Below are 18878 nucleotides of genomic sequence, written 5' to 3' on the forward strand. Positions count from 1 at the left end.
CTCTGCAAGCGAGGGAGAGGCAGCCCATGCAGGCATGGCGCGAGCGTGCCCGGAGGCTGATCCGCGGGCTTTTCCTCGCCGCGCCGGCCTTGTTGCTGGCGGGCGTCTCTTTCGGCCAGCCCGTGGCGGTCGAGGCGCCCGGCGCCGTGGTCGTCGCTCCGCCCGCACCGCCGCCGGACCTGAGCGCGACGCTCACGCGGCTGCTGCCCTGGCTGATCGTCACCGGCATCCTGCTCGCGTTCCTCTGGGGATCCTGGCTGCTGCTGCGGCACCTCGCGAAGGAGACCCAGGCCAAGACGCCGGCCGGCGGCGCGCCCGAGGCGACGACGCTGACCGGCCGCTACTTCGACCTGCCGCTCGGCGTGCCAGAGGGCTCGGTACGCGCGCTGCTCTCGGTCTTCATCGTCGTCTTCGGCTTCGTGCTGCTGGCCTTCCAGAATGCTCTCGAGTTGCGCTCCGGCGAGGCGCTGACGGGCTTCATCGGCACGGTCATCACCTTCTACTTCGCCACGCGTTCCAGCGAGCAGTCGCGCAAGATCGTCGAAGGCGCGCAGGACGCGGTGCAGCGCGCGACCCAGGCCGCGGAGGGCGCCAGCGCCGCCGCCAACAATGCCAGCGCCGCCGCCACGGACGCCGGCGTTGCCGCGCGCAGCGCCGCGGGCACGGCGGTGGTGGTGGCCGGGGCCGGCGCAGGTGCCGGCGGCGCAACGCCGGAACAGCAGTCGCGGATGGCCACGCTGCGGGATGCGCAGACCAAGCTGCAGGCATTGCGCAGCCTGATCGCGGTGGCCGGCACGCTCGGCGTGGGTACCGGCGCGGTGGCCGGCGCCGATCGCGCGCTGCAACGGGTGGACGGGCTGCTGACCCGCATCACCCCCGTCATCGGCGGCCAGGCGAATGCGGAGACCGTCGGCAAGCTGGCCGAGGAAGCCGGCGCCGCGCTGCGCGACCTGGGCGATCTCGGCCCGGTCGGGAATGCGGTGGCGGACGCGATGGCGACCGTCGGCCGCGTCGCGCAGCAGAGCGCGCCCATCGCCAGCATGCTCGGCGGCATCTTCGGCGGCGGCGCGGTCGCCGGCCCCGCGGGTCTCGTCGCCGCGGTCGTCGTCGGCGGCCTGCAGCTGGTGAAGGAGAAGGAAAAATTCGACCGCTGGAAGGCGGCGATGCTGGACACGCCGCTCGATCTCGGACTGCTGCCGCAGGTGGTGGATGGCGGCCTCGCCACGGCGGCGCTGCTGCGCGCGCCGCTGCTCGCCCAGCGCCTCGCCCCGGGCGGCACGCTGGAACCCGCGCTGGCGCTTGCGGTGTGGGAGGCGGTCGGCGTCGCGCCCGGCCGGCCGCCGGTGCCGGCGCGCGAGCTTGCCGCGCAGGTGCTGGCCGACCTGCCCGGCCCCGGCTGCGACGAATTGCGCCGCCACTTCACCGGCAACCCGGACGCGCTGTCCGACGCCATCGAGGATTTCCGCGCCGCCATGACCGGCGCGGCGGCGCTGCAGGGCCTCGACATGCAGCGCATCACCGTGGGCGGGGCCGAAGTCTCGACCATGGCGCTGGCCGGCGCCGTGCGCGCCGCGCGCCAGGACAGTCGCGTGGCCGCCGAGCTCGAGCGGATGGTCTACATGGTGGAGGCGCTGGGCAAGGCCGATCCGGCCACGCTGGCCGAGGTCTCGGCCCGGCTCGGGGCGCCCGATTTCCTGCGCGGCGCCGAGGCCGAGGCAGCCGCCAAGGCACGTGCGGCGGAGCAGGCCTCCACCGCACCGCCGGCCGAGGGAGGATCGGGCTGATGCGCCGCACCGCCGCCCTTCTGCTCGTGCTGCTGCTGGCCGCCTGCCAGCAGCCCTCGCGCGAGACGGTGCAATTGGCCGGGGAGCTGCGCCGCAGCCCGCCTGGCACCACCCTCGCCATCGCCGACCGGCCCTTCGACTGCGATGTCGCGGATCGCGCCTGCGTCACGCTGTGGCTGCATCGCGGCGCCGCCTGCGCGACGCTCGCCGAGGCACCGACCACCCCGGAAGCGCAGCGCCCCGCGCGGCGGGATTGCGCCGTGCAATCCTTCAGCCGCGCGCGCGCCCTGATGCCGCCGGACGCGACGGCCGATGAGCGGATGGAGACCGCGATCCGGCTCGCCGATGCGCTGGAACGCCAGCGCGACCGCGCCATCGGCGAGCAGCGCCGCACGGACAATGCCGCCATCCTGGCGGCCGTCGCGCCGCTGCGCGCCAGCCCGCGCGGGCCGGGCGACGGCTATGCCGACTACTACGCCGCGGGCGTCACGCTGAACCGCGTGCAGTCGGGCGATATCGCCGCCGCGGGCCGTTGCGCCGCGCTGGCCGAGGCGCGGGACCAGGCGGCCGGCGCGGCGGAGGCGCCCGGCCTGCCGCCGCTCGGCAACCGCATCGGCCAGCGCCGTGCCGCCATCGCCGCGCAATTCGCCGCCCAGACCCCGAGGTGCCCCTGATGTCCGAGGTGGCCGCTCCCCCCGCGAAACTGACGCGCAGCTGGTGGTTCACCCAGCCGATGATGCGCGGCGACGAGGTGTTCTGGGCGCAGCGCCTGCTGAACGACCGCGCCGGCGCCGCGCTGAAGCCAGACGGCCTGTTCGGCGCCGCCACCCGCCAGGCGGTGATGGCCTTCCAGCGCCGCCGCGGCCTGGTGGAGGATGGCGTGCTCGGCCCGGTCACCTGGGCGGCGCTGAGCGGCGAGGGCAGGCCGGGCGCCGCGCTGAAGATCGGCGTCGAGAGCATCCTCGATGCCGATGCGCTCGCCGTGCTGGGCAAGGCGCATAGCCGATACCCGGATGGCGTGCTCTGGCGCCTGACCCGCTCGGGGTTGGAGGTGGACGGCGCGCTGGTGGAGCCGAGCGCGGCCGAGGCCGATCTCGCGATGCGGGTGCTGGTGGATTACGACGATGCCATCGCCACCGCCTCCGCCCGCTTCCCGGTGCCGGCCGAGCTGGTGGTCGCGACCATCTGCACGGAATCCAGCGGCGATCCCCGCGCCAAGCGCTTCGAGCCCGGCTGCGACCTGGAGGATCCGTCGCGAACGCCGCGCCGCGTCTCGGTCGGGCTGATGCAGACGCTGCTTTCCACCGCGCGGGAGGCGTTGGGCGAGGAGACGCTGAGCCTCTCCGCGCTGGAGAACCCGAGCACCTCGGTCCGTGCCGGCATGGCGTATATGTGGCGCCAGGCCGGGGCCACGCACTTCGATCCGCCTCTGGTCGCCTGCGCCTACAATGCGGGATCGGTGCGCTACCAGGGCTCGGCGGGCAACCGCTGGAAGCTGGCGCAGTACCCGATCGGCACCGGCAAGCATGCCGACCGCTTCGTCCGATTCTTCAACGCGGCGATGGCGGCCATCGCCACCCGCGGCACCGACGCGCTGCCCTCCCCGGCGGTGTGCTTCGTGGGGCTGCTGAAGCGCTGAGACGGCTTGGCGCCGGGGATCACCCGGCGACCGGCAGGCCCTTGCTGGTGCTGTATTCGAAGTGCAGCGCCTCGCCGGGGAAGACGCGCGGATGGATCGCATGGGCGGCCATCGCGGCTTCCGAAAACCCCTGCAGGATCAGCTTGAGCTTGCCCGCATAGGTCGCGATGTCGCCGATGGCGTGGACGCCGGGGATGTTCGTCTCGCAGGTGGCGGGGTCCACCCGCACATGCTTCATCTCGACGCCGAGCCCCCATTCGGCGATGGGGCCGAGCTCCATCGAAAGCCCGTAGAAGGGCAGCAGGAAATCCGCGGGGATCGCCTTCACCTCGCCCTTCAGCGTCGCGACCTCCACGGCCGTCAGCGCGCCACCTTCGCCCTGCAGCCCGTGCAGCTGGTAGGGGATCGCCATCTCGATCTCGCCCCGCTCGCCCGCCGCCTTGAGCTGCGCGGCGCTTTCCGGCGCGCAGCGGAACTTGTCGCGCCGGTGGACGACCGTGACCTTTTGCGCGATCTGCTTCAGCGACAACGCCCAGTCCACCGCCGAATCGCCGCCGCCCGCGATCACCACGCGCTTCCCCCGGAAGTCCTCGCGCCGCGTGACCATGTAGCGCACCGCGCCGGTGGCCTCGTAGGCGGCGAGACCATCGAGCGGCGGGCGGTTCGGGCCGAAGGCGCCGGCGCCCGCGGCGATGATCACCGCCTTGCAGGCGATGGCGTCGCCCTCGCTGGTCGTCAGCTCGAAGCCGCTTTCGGTGCGCGTCAGCTTCTCCACGCGGCGCGAGAGCAGCATCAGCGGATTGAAGGGCCGCGCCTGCTTCTCCAGCGCGGCGATCAGGTCGGCCGCCGCGATCTCGGGATGCGCCGGGATGTCGAAGATCGGCTTCTCGGGATAGAGCGCGCTGCACTGCCCGCCGGCGGCGTCGAGCGCGTCCACCACCACGGTCTTCATCCGCAGCATGCCGCATTCGAACACCGCGAAGAGTCCCACGGGCCCCGCGCCGATGATCGCGACATCCGTCTCTACCCTGGCCGGCATCGTCCGTTTCCTTGCCGAAAGCGGGCTTCCTTAGCGGGTGGCAGCCCTGCGATCAAACCGCGAACCGCGTGCTTGTGCCGGCCACCTTGCCGGGGGCAGATTGCGCCGCGAACCCGGCATGCAAGCTCCCGTGACGATCCATCTCCCCGATGCCGCGGCGACCGAGGCGCTGGCCGCCCGCCTCGCCGCGCGCGCGCGGCCCGGCGACGCCATCCTGCTGGAAGGCCCGCTCGGCGCCGGGAAGAGCACGCTCGCCCGCGCCTTCCTGCGCGCGGCCAGCGGCGACCCGGGGCTGGAGGTGCCCTCGCCGACCTTCACCCTGGTGCAGGGCTACGAGCTGCCCATCGGCGCGGCGCATCACTTCGACCTCTGGCGACTCGACGGCCCCGCGGACCTGGCGGAGCTCGGCTGGGAGGAGGCGCGGGAAGGGATCGTGCTGGTCGAATGGCCCGACCGGCTCGGGCCGCTGGCGCCGGCCGACGCGCTGACCATCGCGCTGACGCCCGGCGCGGCGGAGGAGCAGCGCGTCGCCACCCTCACCGGCTGGCCCGGCCGGCTGGCGGGGCTGGCATGAGGGAGGGCGCGGAGGACCTGCTGCGGGAAGCCGGCTTCGGCGCGGCGCGGCGCGAGGCGCTGCCCTCCGACGCGTCCTTCCGCCGCTATGTGCGGTTGCATGGCGGCCCGCGGCCTGCGCTGCTGATGGACGCGCCCCCGCCGCAGGAGGATGTGCGGCCTTTCCTGCACGTGGCGCGGCACCTCGCGCGCATCGGCCTGTCGGCGCCCGAGATCCTGGCCGCCGATGCCGAACGCGGGTTCCTGGTGCTGGAGGATCTCGGCGCCGACACGATGGCGATGCGGCTGGATTTCGGTGCCGATCCGCTGCCGCTCTACCTCGCCGCCGCGGAGGCGCTGGCCGCGTTGCACGCCGCACCGCCACCCGAAGGCCTGCCGGCCTGGGACGCGGCACGGATGGCGGAGACGGCGGCGGCCACCTTCCTCGACTGGTGGTGGCCTGAAGCGCTGGGCGCGCCGCCGGATGCCGCGACGCGCGCCGCCTTCCGCGAGGCGATCCTGGCGATGCTGGCCCCCTTCGCCGCGCGCGGCTTCGTGCATCGCGACTTCTTTCCGGCCAACCTCATGGCGCTGGACCGCGCGGCGCCGCGCCATGTCGGAATCCTGGATTTCCAGGACGCGGCCTACGGCCATCCGGCCTACGATCTGGTGTCGCTGGTCGAGGATGCGCGGCGCGACGTGCTGCAGCCGGTGCGCGAGGCGGCCGTGCGGCGCTACCTCGATGCCAGGCCCGAGCTGCACAAGGACGAGTTCGCGGCGGCGATGGCCGCGCACGCGGCGCAGCGGCATCTGCGTGTCGCGGCGCTGTGGACGCGGCTGGCCCGGCGCGATTCGAAGCCGCAATACCTGCGCCATGGCCCGCGCTGCTGGGCGCTGCTGGATCGCGCGCTGGCGCATCCCGCCACGCTGCCGCTGCGCGCGTTCCTCGATGCGCATGTGCCGCATGCGCTGCGCGCCAATCCCGCCTCGCTTCAGGAAGAACCGGCATGATCGCACCCACCCACGCCATGGTGCTCGCCGCCGGCCTCGGCACGCGCATGCGCCCGCTCACCGACGACCGCCCGAAGCCGCTGCTGCCGCTCGAGGGTCGCTCCCTGCTGCATCACGCAATGGACCGGCTGCGCGATGCCGGGATTTCGAACCTCGTCGTCAACGCCCACTGGTTCGCCGAGCAGATCGCCGACGCGGTCGAGGCCTATGGCGGAGCGCCGCCGCCCGTCGTGCTGCGCGAGACGGCGCTGCTGGAGACCGGCGGCGGCGTGAAGGCCGCGCTGCCGCATCTGGGAAGCGCGCCTTTCGTGGTGGTGAACGGCGACGCCTTCTGGCTGGACGGCCCGAACGCGGCACTCCGCCGCATGGCCGCCGCCTTCGATCCGGAGGAGATGGACGCGCTGCTGCTGCTGGTCCGCACCGCGCATGTGGATGGCGAGACGGGGCGCGGTGACTTCCTGCTGGACCCGCTCGGCCGCGCGCGCCGCCCGAAGGAGCGCGAGATCGCGCCCTACCTGTTCGGCGGCGTGCAGATCCTCTCGCCAGCCCTGTTCGCCGACACGCCGGACGGGGCCTTCTCGCTGAACCGCGTCTATGACCGCGCGATCGAGAATGGCCGCCTCTTCGGCCTGGTGCATGACGGCGCCTGGTTCCACCTCTCGACGCCGCGCGACCTCGACCGCGCCGAGACGATGCTGCGCGCGGGAATCCTGCCGGCGCTGTTCTGAGACGCCAGCGCATGCGGCTGTTCGACATCCCCGCGCATCTGCCGTTCCTGGACTGCCTCGCGGCCGGCATCCTGGAGGCGATGCGCGACCAGCCGCCGGAAGCGCTGGCGCGCGCCACCATCCTGCTGCCGACGCGGCGTTCTGCGCGCGCGCTGCGCGATGCCTTCCTGCGGGAAGCACGGGAGAACGCGCTGCTGCTGCCGCGCATGCGCGCGCTCGCCGGCCTGTCCACGGAGGACGCGGATGAGCTCGCCTTGCCGGCGCTGCTCGACCTGCCACCCGCGGTGGAGCCGCTGACGCGCCAGGCCGTGCTGACCGGCTTCGTCATCCGCCTGCCGCCGCGCCATGGCGGGCCCACCACGCCCGAGCAGGCGTGGCAGCTCGCCGGCGAGCTCGCGCGGCTGTTCGACGAGGTTGCGCTGGAGGAGAAGGACCCCGAGCTGCTGCAGGCCGCCGATCCGCTGCGCTTCGCGGAGGCCTGGCTGGCACGGCTGGAATCCCTCGTGCCGCAGGAACAGGCGGTGCATTGGCAGATCACCACCACCTTCCTGCGCGGCGTCGCCAGCGCCTGGGTGGGCTGGCTGGGCGAGCGCAACCTGCTCGACATCGGCCTGCGCCGCGTCCTGGCGCTGCGTGCGCAGGCCGAGGCGTGGCGCGCCGCCCCGCCGGCCGATCCGGTCATCGCCGCGGGCATCGGCATCGGCGGCACCATCCCTTCGGCGGTGGAGCTGCTGCGCATCGTGGCCGACCTGCCGCAGGGCGCGGTGGTGCTGCACGGCCTGGACCGCGCCGCGCTCGGCCGCATCTGGCCGCATGTGGAATCCGCGCCGACGCATCCCTTCGCCTCCCAGGCGCGGCTGCTGACGGCGATGGGCGCCGACGCCGCGCGCATCCGCCCCTGGCCCGGCTGCGATGCCATCGCTGCGCGCCGGGTTCCCGAAGCGCGTGCCCGCATGATCGAAGTCGCCCTGCGCCCGCCGCAGGCACTGGAGGAATGGACCGCCCCCGCGCCCGACACCTGGCGCGACGGGCTGCAGGGTCTCTCCCTGCTGCACGCCCCCGATGCGCAGTCGGAGGCCGTGGCGATCGCGCTGCTGCTGCGGGAGGCGCTGGAGAATCCGGGCAGCCGCGCCGCCCTCGTCACGCCCGATCGCGACCTGGCGCGCCGCGTCTCGGCCGAGCTCACGCGTCACGGCATCCTGGCCGATGACAGTGCCGGCGAGCCGCTGGGCACCACGCCGACCGGCGCTTTCCTGCGCCTTGTCGCGCGCATGGTCGCGGAGGATTTCGCGCCGGTGCCGCTGCTCGCCGCGCTGAAGCATCCGCTCGCCGCCGCGGGGATGGATCGTGCGGAATGGCTTGCGGCGCTGCGCCTGCTGGAACGCCGCGCGCTGCGCGGGCCGCGCCCGCGCGGAGGCCTCGCGGGTCTGCGCGATGCGGCGGAGGCGTCGCCCGCCAAGGACGCCGCGATGCAGGCGCGCATCGTCGCGCTGCTGGATGCGCTGGTCTCGGCGCTGGACGGCTTCGCGCGCCTCTCCGGCCCGTCGCGCCCGCCCGCCGATCTTCTGCAGGCGCATCTCGCCGCGGCCGAGGCGCTGGCCGGCACGCCGGAGCAGCCCGGCGGGTTGCGGCTCTATTCGGGCGAGGAGGGCGAGCTGCTGGCGACGCATCTCGCCGATCTTGCGCCGGCCATGGCGGAACTGCCGGCTATGGACCCGAAATCCTGGCCCGCGCTGTTCGACGCGGCGCTGGAAGGCGTCGCGGCGCGTAGCCGGCGCAGTGCCCGCGGGCGCGATGCTGCCGCGCATCCACGCGTCGAGATCCTCGGCCTGCTGGAGGCGCGGCTGCTGGCCTTCGACCGCGTCGTGCTCGGGGCGCTGGACGAGACGGTGTGGCCGCTTGCGACCGATCCGGGCCCCTGGATGAGCCGCCCGATGCGCGCGCAATTCGGCCTGCCGGAGCCCGAGGCGCGCATCGGCCGCGTCTGCGCCGATTTTTTCCTGACGGCCTGCGCCGCGCCGGAAGCGGTGTTTTCGCGCGCGGCACGGCGCAGCGGATCGCCGACCGTGCCGGCGCGCTGGCTCACGCGCATCCGAACCTTCCTGTCCGGCCAGGGACTGCAGCTTGCCGAGAGCGAGGCGGCGCGCTGGGCCGCCGCGCTGGATCGGCCAGACATCGTGCGCCCGGTCGAGCGGCCGCGCCCGGCACCGCCCGCCGCGCTGCGCCCGCGCGAGATCAGCGTGACGGAGGTGTCCGACCTTTTGGCCGATCCCTACGCCTTCTACGCGAAGCGCATGCTGCGGCTGCGGCGGCTGGACGAGCTCGACGCCGATGTCGGCGCCATCGACTACGGCCAGATCGTGCATGGCGCGCTGGCCCGCTTCATCCGCGACGTCTCGGGCGGCCCCTGGCCCGGCGAGGACGCGGCACGCGCCATCTGGCAGCGCGCCGCGGCGGAGGCGCTGGCGGAGCAGGGGCCGCGCCCCGGCCTCGCCGCCTTCTGGCGTCCCCGCCTCGCGCGCATCGGCGACTTCGTGATCGAGCAGGAGGCAGCGCGCCGCGCCGCGGGCGGCATCAGCACGAGCCATGTGGAATGCGAGGGGCGCCTGGTGCTGAAGCGCCCGCGCGGCGAGGTGGTGTTGAAGGCGCGCGCGGATCGCCTCGACCGCTTCGCCAACGACCAGCTTGCGGTGCTGGACTACAAGACCGGCAACCCGCCCAAGGCCGATGCGCTGCGCACCGGCGACGCGGCGCAGCTGCCGCTTGAGGCCGCGATCGCGGAAGCGGGCGGCTTCGCTGGCGTGGAAGCGGCGCCGGTGCGGGAGCTGACCTACTGGAAGCTGACCGGCGGGCAGGAGCCGGGCACGATCATCCCGATGGAGACCGAAGCGCAGGAGATCGCGGAGCTCGCCGCGGAGTCGCTGCGGAACCTTGCGGCGCTCGTGGACCGGTTCCTGTTGGGCGAGGCGCCCTTCACCGCGCGCCCGCATCCGCTGCGCGCCCCGCGCGGCGGCGACTACGACCACCTCTCGCGCATCGCGGAATGGGCGGAAGCGGAGGATGACGGCGAATGACCCTCGTTCGCACGCCCCGCCAGGAAGCCGAATACGAGCAGGGCCGCGGCTCCGATCCCGCGGCCTCGGCCTGGGTCACGGCATCGGCCGGCTCCGGCAAGACGAAGGTGCTGACGGACCGCGTGCTGCGCCTGCTGCTCGCGCCCGATGCGCGGCCGAATGCGATCCTCTGCCTCACCTTCACCAAGGCCGCGGCGGCGGAGATGGCGACGCGGCTGGCCACGCGCCTCGGCGCCTGGGCGGTGCTGCCGGAATCGCAGCTGGCCGATGAGCTGGGAAAGCTGCTGAACGCCACGCCGACGCGCGAGGATCTCGCGCGCGCGCGAAAACTGTTCTGCAACGTGCTGGAACTGCCCGGCGGCATGCGCATCAGCACCATCCACGCCTTCTGCCAGTCGCTGCTGCGTGCCTTCCCGCTGGAAGCGGGCCTGTCGCCGCAATTCGGCGTGGTGGAGGACAGCGAAGCCGCGGCGCTGCTGGCCGATGCGCAGGAGGAGGTGCTGGCCGGCCCGCTGACGCCGCGGGAGGCGCTGGAAGCGCTCGCCGCGCTGGTGCCGCCCAATGCCTTCGCCGACCTGGTGAAGGCGCTCACGCGCGACCGTGTGCGCCTGGCGGCCGCGCTGCGCGGCGCGGGCTCGCTGGACGGTCTCTGCGCGGCGATCGCCGCGCATCTAGGCATCGCGGCGGCGGCGCATGAGGCGGCGATCATCGAGGCCGCGGCGCAGGCCGGCGCGACGGAACTCCTTGCCGCCGCGCGCCTGCTGCAGGCCAGCCGCAACGCCAACGACCAGGCGCGCGGCGCGAAGCTGCTGGCCTGGCTGGAACTGGACGGCGCAATGCGCGGCGCGCAGTGGGACGATTGGTGCGACATCTTCCTGACGCAGGACGGGACGGTGCGCGCGCGGCTCGGCACCAAGGACATCGGCGCGCGCCAGCAGGAATGCCTCGCCATCCTGCAGGCCGAGGGCCAGCGGCTGATGGCGATCGAAGGCCAGCGCCGCGCCTGTCGCCTGCTGGCCGCGACGCGCGCGCTGCTCGGACTCGGCAAGCCGGTGCTCGATGGCTATGCCGCGCGAAAGCGCGCCCGTGGCCTGATGGACTATGACGACCTGATCCTCGCGGCCGAGGGCGTGCTGAAGGATCCCGGCAGCGCCTGGGTGCTCTACAAGCTCGATGGCGGGCTCGAGCATGTGCTGCTGGACGAGGCGCAGGACAGCAACCCCGCGCAATGGGGCATCGCCGCCGCGCTGACGGCGGAGTTCTTCGCCGGTGCGGGGCGGGAGCGGAAAGGCGCGCCGCCGCACCGGACCGTCTTCGCCGTCGGCGACGTGAAGCAGTCCATCTACGGCTTCCAGGGCGCCGACGCCTCCGGCTTCGGGCGGTGGCAGCGCCATTTCGAAACCCGCTGCGCGGCGATCGACAGCACGCTGCGCGACGTGCAGCTCAAGGTCTCCTTCCGCTCCACCGAGCCGGTTCTTGCACTGGTGGATGCGGTCTTCGCCGCCGGCGCCGCGCGGGCCGGCGTGGTGGAGGGCGAGGCGGTGCTGGAGCATCGTGCCGACCGCACCGGCCATGCCGGCACGGTCGAGCTCTGGCCGATGCTCGAAGCCGCCGAGACCGAGCCGCCGCCGCCCTGGGCCGTGCCGGACGCGCCGAGCCGCACCGCGGGCCCCGACGCGATGCTGGCCGAGGCCGTTGCCGCGCGGATCAGGCACTGGCTCGACAATGGCGAGATGCTGCCCGCGCGCGGCCGCGCGATGCGGCCCGGCGATATCCTGGTGCTGGTCCGCAAGCGCACCGGCGGCCTGGTGCCGCGTCTGCTCAAGGCGCTGAAGGAGAAGGGCGTGCCGGTGGGCGGCGCGGACCGGCTGCGGCTGGCCGAGCAGATCGCCGTGCAGGACATGCTCGCCCTGGCCGATGTGCTGCTGCTGCCGGAAGACGACCTGCAGCTCGCCGCCGTGCTGAAATCGCCGCTGATCGGCTTCGACGAGGCGCAGCTGTTTGCCCTGGCCCACGGCCGCACGGGCAGCCTGTGGGGACGCCTCGCGCAGGAGCGCGGGCGGGACACGCCGGAAGGCCGCGCGGCGGACTGGCTCGTCCTGCTGATGAACCGCGCTGACCTCGTCACGCCGCACACGCTGCTGGCCGAAGTGCTGGGCGAGCATCGCGGGCGACAGAAGCTGCTCGCGCGACTTGGGCCCGACGCCGCCGATCCGCTGGACGAGTTGCTGAACGCCGCGCTCGACCATGAGCGCCGCCATCCGCCGAGCCTGCAGGGTTTCGTGCACTGGCTGCGCCGCGGCGGGGCGGAGATCAAGCGGGAGCAGGAAGGCGCGGCCGACGCCGTGCGCGTGATGACCGTGCACAACGCGAAGGGCCTGCAATCACCCGTGGTCATCCTGCCGGACACGGTGAACCGCGACCGCGACGACCGCTCCGTGCGCTGGCATATGAGCGGCGCCGCGCCGCTCCCCCTCTGGGCGCCGCGCAAGGAGGCGCATGCGCCCGCCTACACCGACCTGCTGGAGGCCGAGAGGCGCGCGCGGGCAGAGGAGGAGCACCGCCTGCTGTATGTCGCGTTGACCCGCGCCGAGGACCGGCTGCTGGTCTGCGGCTGGCAGCGCCGGCCGCCAAAGAACGCGGCGTGGCCGGAGGGCTGCTGGTACGACCTGGTCGCGCAGGGCTTTTCCCGCGCGGGCGCCACGGAACTGCCTTTCTACCCGGCCGGCTTCGGCGCCTCGGCCGAGTGCCGATTCGCGGGCGCGACGCTGCGCCGGCTGGACTGCGTGCAGACCGAACCGGAGAAGCCCGACGGCCGCGACGCCCCGCCGCCGCTCGCCGCGGACCTGCCGCCCTGGGCGCTGGCGCCGGCGCCGGCCGAGGCGGGCCATGCGGTGCTCGCCCCCTCCGCCGTGCCGGCCGAGGACGAGACGCCGGCCGCGCCGCCGCATGGCAGTGCCGATCCCACCGGGCAGCGCTTCCGCCGCGGCCGCCTGGTGCACGCCCTGCTGCAGCACCTGCCGGAGCAGGACCCGGCGGCGCGGGAGGCCTCGGCCCGCGCCTTCCTCGCCCGCCCCGGCCATGGGCTCACAGCAACCGAGCAGGCGGAGACGCTGGCCGAGGTGCTGGCCCTGCTGGCGGAGCCCGACCTCGCCGCCGCGCTCGGGCCCGGCAGCCTGGCGGAGGCGCCGATCGCCGGGCGGCTGGGGGAACGGCTGGTGAGCGGCCAGGTGGATCGGCTGGTGGTGAGCCCGGATCGCGTGCTCGTGCTCGACTACAAGACCAACCGGCCACCGCCTCTCACCCTGGCCGATGTCCCCCCGATCTATCTGCGCCAGATGGCGGCCTACCGCGCCGTGCTGCGGCTGGCCTTCCCGGGGCGCGCGGTGCACTGCGCCCTCGTCTGGACCTATGGCGCCCGACTTATGCGCCTTCCAGGCGAACTTCTCGACCTCCATGCGCTCGGCGCATGACGCCCTGTGCCCTCCGGCGACAGCAGTTGCTTGACCCGGCGCCGCCCCGCCACGATCTTGCCGCGAACCCGGCCGCCCCGTCCCCACCCCTTGGGACAACCCCCAGGGGCGGCCCCCGGAGACATGAGATGAGCGAACTCACCAAGGCGGTGACCGACGACAGCTTCAAGCAGGACGTGCTGGAGGCGCCCGGCCCGGTGCTGGTGGATTTCTGGGCCGAATGGTGTGGCCCCTGCCGGATGGTGGCTCCCATCCTCGACGAGATCGCCAAGGAATACGAGGGCAAGCTGACCATCGCGAAGGTCAACATCGACGACAACCCGATGACGCCGAACGACTACGCGGTGCGCGGCATCCCGACCATGATCCTGTTCAAGGACGGCAAGCCGGTGGACACCAAGGTCGGCGCCCTGCCCAAGAGCGCGCTGAAGGACTGGGTCGCCAGCCGGCTCGGCTGAGCCGGGCCCGGGCCGGCGGGCGGGCCTACCGGTCCAGCGTCTGGGGCCAGGTGATGAAGATGCCGACCTCCCCAGGCATGCCGCCCGGATAGGTGATCACCCGGGCGGCGAAGCCGAAGCCGCCCGGCTGCAGCTTGGTCTCCCACCAGCGATGCACGTCGCGGAAGGCGCCCGGCAGCGTTTCCTGCCAGCCTTCCAGCTGGTTGTTGATGCGGCGCCCGCTGTCCTCGCAGAGCGAGGAGGGGAAATGCGCCAGCATCACCTCGCGCTCGCCGTTCTCGAAGGCCTTGGCGATCTTGGACATGGCGCGCGCCTCGTCCTCCTCGGTGAGCTTGTAGCTCATCACCTTCTCGGTATAGGCGGCGCGCTCGGCGCGGGCGGTCTCGGCGGCGGCCTCGGCCTCGGCGCGCTTGCGGGCGGCTTCCGCGTCCTTGCGGGCGAAGAGATCAGCGACGGTGAGCGTCATGCGGCACCTCCATTCCGGCGCAGCATAGCGCCGGCCGGGCCGGCCTGAACTGATGAAGGTCAAGCCGCGTCCAGCTTGAGGACCTCGCCCGCCAGGTAGAGGCTGCCGCAGATCAGCACGCGGGCCGGCGGACCTTCCTTCGGCAGCGCGGCCAGCGCCTGCTCCACCGTGCCGCCAGGGCGCGCGGCGCCGCCGCTGGCCGCGACGATCGCCTCCACCGGCATGGCCAGGTGCTGGCCGGGCTCGGCCACCGCCCAGAGCGTCGTCGCATGCGGGGCAATGGAGGCCAGGAACTCGGGCGCCTGCTTGCCGCCCTTCATGCCCACCAGGATATGCGCCGGCCGGTCCGCGAAGGCGTCGGCGAGATGCGCCCCGAGCGCGAGGCCGCCCCCGGCATTGTGGCCGCCGTCCAGCCAAAGCTCCCACCCCGCTGGCAGCTGCGCGGCGAGGCGGCCGGTCAGCCGTTGCATCCGCCCCGGCCATTCGGCGCGCGCCACGCCCTCCGCAATCGCCTCCGTGCCGAGCCAGGGCGGGTTCCAGGCGCGCAGCGCGGCGATGGCAATGCCGGCATTGTCGGCCTGGTGCGCGCCCGGCAGGCCGAGGCGCGGCAACGCGACCACACCCGCGCCGTCGCGCCAGAGATGCGCCCCGTCCGGCTGGCGCACAACGTCCCAGTCGCGCCCGCGGGCGAGCAGCGGCGCGCCCTGCGCCGCGGCGGCCTGCGCGATCACGTCCATCGCCTCGTCGGCCTGGGCGCCGGTTGCGCAGGGCACGCCCGGCTTGATGATCCCCGCCTTCTCGAACGCGATCTTCGCCAGCGTGTCGCCCAGGAAATCCATGTGGTCCATGGAGATCGAGGTGATCGCGGTGGCGACCGGCGCATCCACCACGTTGGTCGCGTCGAAGCGCCCGCCGAGGCCGACCTCCAGCACCAGCAGGTCGGCCGGCACGGTCGCGAACAGGTGGAAGGCGACGGAGGTGGTGATCTCGAAGACCGTGATGGGTTCGCCGCCATTCACGCGCTCGACATGCTCGAGCGCATCCGACAGCGCCTCCTCGCTCACCAGCGTGCCGGCCAGGCGGATGCGCTCGTGGAAGCGCACCAGATGCGGCGAGGTGTAGACATGCACCCGCAGCCCCGCGGCTTCCGCGATGGCGCGCAGGAAGGCGCAGGTGCTGCCCTTGCCGTTGGTGCCCGCCACATGGATCACCGGCGGCAGCCGCCGCTCGGGATGGCCGAGCTTCGCGAGACACTCGCGCATGCGCCCGAGGCTGAGGTCGATCAGCTTCGGGTGCAGGCTGTGCAGGCGCTCGATGATGGCTTCCGAGCGGGAAGCGGGCAGGCTCATCAGGCGGGCTTCGCCGGCTCCGTGGCTTCCGCCGGCTCCGGCGCCGGCAGCGCGACGAGCTCGGGCGCCGGCTCGGCCGGCTCCGGCGGCAGCTTCTCGCGCAGCAGGGAGATCAGGCGGCCGAGCGTGGCGCGCATCTCGTGCCGCTTCACCACCATGTCGAGGATGCCGTGCTCGAGCAGGTATTCGGCGCGCTGGAAGCCCTCAGGCAGCTTCTCGCGCACGGTCTGCTCGATCACCCGCGCGCCGGCGAAGCCGATCAGCGCGCCGGGCTCCGCGATCTGGATGTCGCCGAGCATGGCGAAGCTTGCCGTCACGCCGCCGGTCGTCGGGTCGCAGAGCACGACGATGAAGGGCAGGCCGGCTTCCTTCACCAGCCGCGTCGCGATCACCGTGCGCGGCATCTGCATCAGGCTGATCGTGCCTTCCTGCATGCGCGCGCCGCCCGAGGCGGTGAAGACGATCAGCGGCGCATCCTGCAGCACGGCGAGCTTGGCGGCGGTGACCAGCGCCTCGCCCACGCCCGCGCCCATGGAGCCGCCGAGGAAGGAGAACTCGAAGGCGGCGACCACGACCTTGCGGCCCTCGATCGCGCCCTGCGCGACGACCACCGCATCATCCATCGCGGTTTTGGTCTGCGCGTCCTTCAGCCGTTCGGAATAGCGGCGCTGGTCGCGGAAGCGCAGCGGGTCGGCCGGGGCCTTCGGCAGCTCGATGCGCGACCAGCCCTCATCCAGCGTGGCCTTGATGCGCCCCTGGGCGGAGAGGCGCATGTGATGGCCGCAGCTCGGGCAGACATGCAGGTTCCGCTCGAGGTCGCGGTGGAAGATCATCTGCTCGCAGGCGGGGCATTTATGCCAGAGGTTGTCCGGCACTTCCCGCGACGTGCCGATCAGCCCCTTGATCTTGGGCAGCGCCCAGTCGGTGATCCAGTTCATGATTCTATGCCCTCAAGCGGCGGGCGCCGCCTCCGGCGGCTTGCCTTGCGCGCCGCAGACATGGTGCGCCGGCGGCAGGGATCGTCGCCGCGCGGGCCGCCTGCGTCGGCCTTGTGATGCCCTCAAGCGGCGGGCGCCGCCTCCGGCGGCTTGCCTTGCGCGCCGCAGACAGGGCGCGCCGGGCGGCACGGTCGGTCGCCGCGCGGGCCGCCTTTGGCGGCCGCAAAGTGTGGCGCAGCTGCCGAGCGGCGGCGGATGCCATCACGCCGCCGCCTTCTTCGCGGCGCGGATCGCCTGGGAGAGGCCACGCACCTGCGCGAGCACCTTCGGCGCGGTGTCCGCGGTGGCGCGGCCTTCCGCGTCGAGCGTCGCGGCCAGCGTGTCCACCAGTGCCGTGCCCACCACCGCCCCATCCGCGACGCTGGCCGCGATGGCGGCCTGCTCGGGCGAACGGATGCCGAACCCGATCGCGACCGGAAGGTCCGTGTGGCGCTTCAGCGCGGCGATGGCCGGCGCGAGGGAGGCGTAGTCCGCGCTCCGCGTGCCGGTGATGCCGGTGATCGAGACGTAGTAGATGAAGCCCGTGGTGGCGCCGAGCACGCGCGGCAGCCGCGCCTCGTCCGTGGTGGGCGCGATCAGCCGGATCAGGTCGAGGCCGTGGGCGCGCGCATCCGGCTCGATCTCGTCGGCCTCCTCGGGCGGCACGTCCACCACGATCAGGCCGTCCACGCCCGCGGCGGCCGCATCCGCGCAGAACCGCGCGACGCCATAGGCCAGCATCGGGTTGTAGTAGCCCATCAGCACGACGGGCGTGTCCTTCTCGGTGGCGCGGAGCTCGCGCACCAGGTCGAGGATGCCCGGCACGGTCGCGCCGGCCCTGAGCCCGCGCTGCCCCGCCTTCTGGATCGAGGGGCCGTCCGCCATCGGGTCGGTGAAGGGCACGCCGATCTCGATCACGTCGGCGCCCGCCCCGGGCAGTCCCTGCAGGATCCTGAGGCTGGTCGCGCGATCGGGGTCGAAGCCGGTGAGGAAGGTGACGAGCGCGCCGCGGCCCTCGGCCTTCAGCGCGGCGAAGCGTGCAGCAATCCGGCTCATGTCAGATCGTCTCGCCCAGGTGGCGCGCCACGGTGAAGATGTCCTTGTCGCCGCGGCCGCAGAGATTCATCAGCAGGATGCGGTCCTGCGGCAGCGTCGGCGCCATCTTGATGACATGGGCCAGCGCATGCGCGGGCTCGAGCGCGGGGATGATCCCCTCCTGCCGCGAGCAGAGCTGGAAGGCGGCCAGCGCTTCGTCGTCAGTCGCGCCGACATACTGCACGCGGCCGATCTCGTGCAGCCAGGAATGCTCCGGTCCGACGCCGGGGTAATCCAGGCCGGCACTGATCGAATGCGCCTCGGTGATCTGGCCGTCGCCATCCTGCAGCAGGTAGGTGCGGTTGCCATGCAGCACGCCGGGCCGGCCGCGCGACAGCGCCGCGGCATGCTCATGCGTGTCGAGGCCGCGCCCTGCGGCCTCGACGCCGAACATCTGCACGTCCTTGTCGTCGAGGAAGGGGAAGAACAGCCCCATTGCATTCGATCCGCCGCCCACCGCGGCGATCAGCGCATCCGGCAGGCGGCCTTCCGCGGCGAGCATCTGCTCCCGCGCCTCCTCGCCGATCACGGACTGGAAGTCGCGCACCATCTGCGGATAGGGGTGCGGCCCCGCGACCGTGCCGATGCAGTAGTAGGTGTCGTGGACATTCGCGACCCAGTCGCGCAGCCCCTCGTTCATCGCGTCCTTGAGCGTCGCCGCGCCGGAGGTGACGGGCCGGACCTCGGCACCGAGCAGCTTCATCCGGAACACGTTGGGCTGCTGCCGCTCCACATCGGTCGCGCCCATGTAGACGATGCAGGGCAGGTCCATCAGCGCGCAGGCGGTGGCGGTGGCGACGCCGTGCTGGCCGGCGCCCGTCTCGGCGATGATGCGCGTCTTGCCCATCTTCTTCGCCAGCAGGATTTGTCCCAGGACTGCGTTGATCTTGTGCGCGCCGGTGTGGTTCAGCTCGTCGCGCTTGAAATAGACCTTGGCGCCCATGCCCGGCGCGGCGTTCTTCCGCAGATGGGCGGTCAGGCGCTCGGCGAACCAGAGCGGGCTCGGGCGGCCGACGTAATGCGTCAGCAGCCGGCGCCATTCGGCCTGGAAGGCAGCGTCAGTCTTCGCTGCCTCGTAGGCCTTCTCCACCTCCAGGATCAGCGGCATCAGCGTCTCGGCCACGAAGCGGCCGCCGAATTCGCCGAAGCGGCCGCGCGCATCGGGCCCCTGACGCAGGGAGTTCGGGAGAGGCTTGTTCACCGGGCGTCGTCCTCCTTCGGCCCCCGGATCGC

Annotated in this window: 15 protein-coding genes; 9 read left to right on the forward strand and 6 right to left on the reverse strand. The window is 73.2% G+C overall.

All coding sequences use genetic code 11. The features are described 5' to 3' along the window. Nucleotides 1–26: 26 nt before the first annotated feature. The 3 genes from DFH01_RS06455 to DFH01_RS28085 are packed head-to-tail and all read left to right on the forward strand — an operon-like array spanning nt 27 to nt 3423. Entirely contained in the window at nt 27–1784 is a 1758-nt protein-coding gene (locus DFH01_RS06455; RefSeq protein ID WP_109869505.1) for a hypothetical protein, read from the forward strand. After that, nucleotides 1784–2458: a hypothetical protein gene (locus DFH01_RS06460; RefSeq protein WP_109869506.1), complete on the forward strand. Its 675-nt coding sequence runs from the start codon at nt 1784–1786 to the stop codon at nt 2456–2458. Before DFH01_RS06455 ends, DFH01_RS06460 begins: the two co-directional genes overlap by 1 nt. Next, entirely contained in the window at nt 2458–3423 is a 966-nt protein-coding gene (locus DFH01_RS28085) for a peptidoglycan-binding protein (RefSeq protein WP_158287633.1), read from the forward strand. The genes DFH01_RS06460 and DFH01_RS28085 overlap by 1 nt, the downstream gene beginning before the upstream one ends. 19 nt (nt 3424–3442) lie before the next feature. On the opposite strand, the gene DFH01_RS06470 is transcribed toward DFH01_RS28085, so the two are convergent. Further along, a complete protein-coding gene (locus tag DFH01_RS06470; protein WP_109869507.1) occupies nt 3443–4462 on the reverse strand; it encodes an NAD(P)/FAD-dependent oxidoreductase in 1020 nt (339 codons plus the stop codon). Nucleotides 4463–4580: 118 nt separating this feature from the next. On the opposite strand from DFH01_RS06470, the gene tsaE reads away from it, so the two are divergent. The 6 genes from tsaE (at nt 4581) to trxA (ending at nt 13758) form a co-directional block, all read left to right on the forward strand. Beyond that, nucleotides 4581–5036 carry a tRNA (adenosine(37)-N6)-threonylcarbamoyltransferase complex ATPase subunit type 1 TsaE gene (gene tsaE, locus DFH01_RS06475; protein WP_109869508.1) on the forward strand — a complete coding sequence of 152 codons (456 nt, stop codon included), beginning with the start codon at nt 4581–4583 and terminating at the stop codon, nt 5034–5036. Next, complete coding sequence (locus DFH01_RS06480; RefSeq protein ID WP_109869509.1) at nt 5033–6025, forward strand: aminoglycoside phosphotransferase family protein; 993 nt, start codon at nt 5033–5035, stop codon at nt 6023–6025. The genes tsaE and DFH01_RS06480 overlap by 4 nt, the downstream gene beginning before the upstream one ends. Beyond that, nucleotides 6022–6753: a nucleotidyltransferase family protein gene (locus DFH01_RS06485; protein ID WP_109869510.1), complete on the forward strand. Its 732-nt coding sequence runs from the start codon at nt 6022–6024 to the stop codon at nt 6751–6753. The genes DFH01_RS06480 and DFH01_RS06485 overlap by 4 nt, the downstream gene beginning before the upstream one ends. An 11-nt stretch (nt 6754–6764) precedes the next feature. Further along, nucleotides 6765–9827 (forward strand): double-strand break repair protein AddB, encoded by a 3063-nt coding sequence (gene addB / locus DFH01_RS06490; protein ID WP_109869511.1) that lies wholly within the window; start codon nt 6765–6767, stop codon nt 9825–9827. Then, nucleotides 9824–13300: a double-strand break repair helicase AddA gene (addA, locus tag DFH01_RS06495; RefSeq protein WP_109869512.1), complete on the forward strand. Its 3477-nt coding sequence runs from the start codon at nt 9824–9826 to the stop codon at nt 13298–13300. The genes addB and addA overlap by 4 nt, the downstream gene beginning before the upstream one ends. A gap of 128 nt (nt 13301–13428) precedes the next feature. After that, nucleotides 13429–13758, forward strand: a complete 330-nt coding sequence (gene trxA, locus DFH01_RS06500) for a thioredoxin TrxA (protein ID WP_109869513.1) — start codon at nt 13429–13431, stop codon at nt 13756–13758. Nucleotides 13759–13783: 25 nt separating this feature from the next. Here the strand turns inward: trxA and DFH01_RS06505 are convergent, their stop codons facing one another. The 5 genes from DFH01_RS06505 to trpB all read right to left on the reverse strand — a co-directional run bounded on the left by DFH01_RS06505 (nt 13784) and on the right by trpB (nt 18846). Continuing rightward, a complete protein-coding gene (locus tag DFH01_RS06505) occupies nt 13784–14224 on the reverse strand; it encodes a hypothetical protein (RefSeq protein ID WP_109869514.1) in 441 nt (146 codons plus the stop codon). 59 nt (nt 14225–14283) lie between these two features. Next, nucleotides 14284–15573, reverse strand: coding sequence for a bifunctional folylpolyglutamate synthase/dihydrofolate synthase (locus DFH01_RS06510; protein ID WP_109869515.1), 1290 nt, complete (start codon nt 15571–15573; stop codon nt 14284–14286). After that, the gene (accD, locus tag DFH01_RS06515) at nt 15573–16511 is read right to left on the reverse strand and encodes an acetyl-CoA carboxylase, carboxyltransferase subunit beta (RefSeq protein ID WP_109869516.1); all 939 of its coding nucleotides are present in this window, start codon (nt 16509–16511) and stop codon (nt 15573–15575) included. Before accD ends, DFH01_RS06510 begins: the two co-directional genes overlap by 1 nt. A 261-nt stretch (nt 16512–16772) precedes the next feature. Beyond that, entirely contained in the window at nt 16773–17606 is an 834-nt protein-coding gene (gene trpA, locus DFH01_RS06520; RefSeq protein WP_109869517.1) for a tryptophan synthase subunit alpha, read from the reverse strand. Between the two features lies 1 nt (nt 17607). After that, nucleotides 17608–18846, reverse strand: coding sequence for a tryptophan synthase subunit beta (gene trpB / locus DFH01_RS06525; RefSeq protein ID WP_109869518.1), 1239 nt, complete (start codon nt 18844–18846; stop codon nt 17608–17610). Between the last annotated feature and the right edge of the window lie 32 nt (nt 18847–18878).

This window comes from Falsiroseomonas bella, assembly GCF_003173615.1.
Taxonomy (GTDB): Bacteria; Pseudomonadota; Alphaproteobacteria; order Acetobacterales; family Acetobacteraceae; genus Falsiroseomonas; species Falsiroseomonas bella.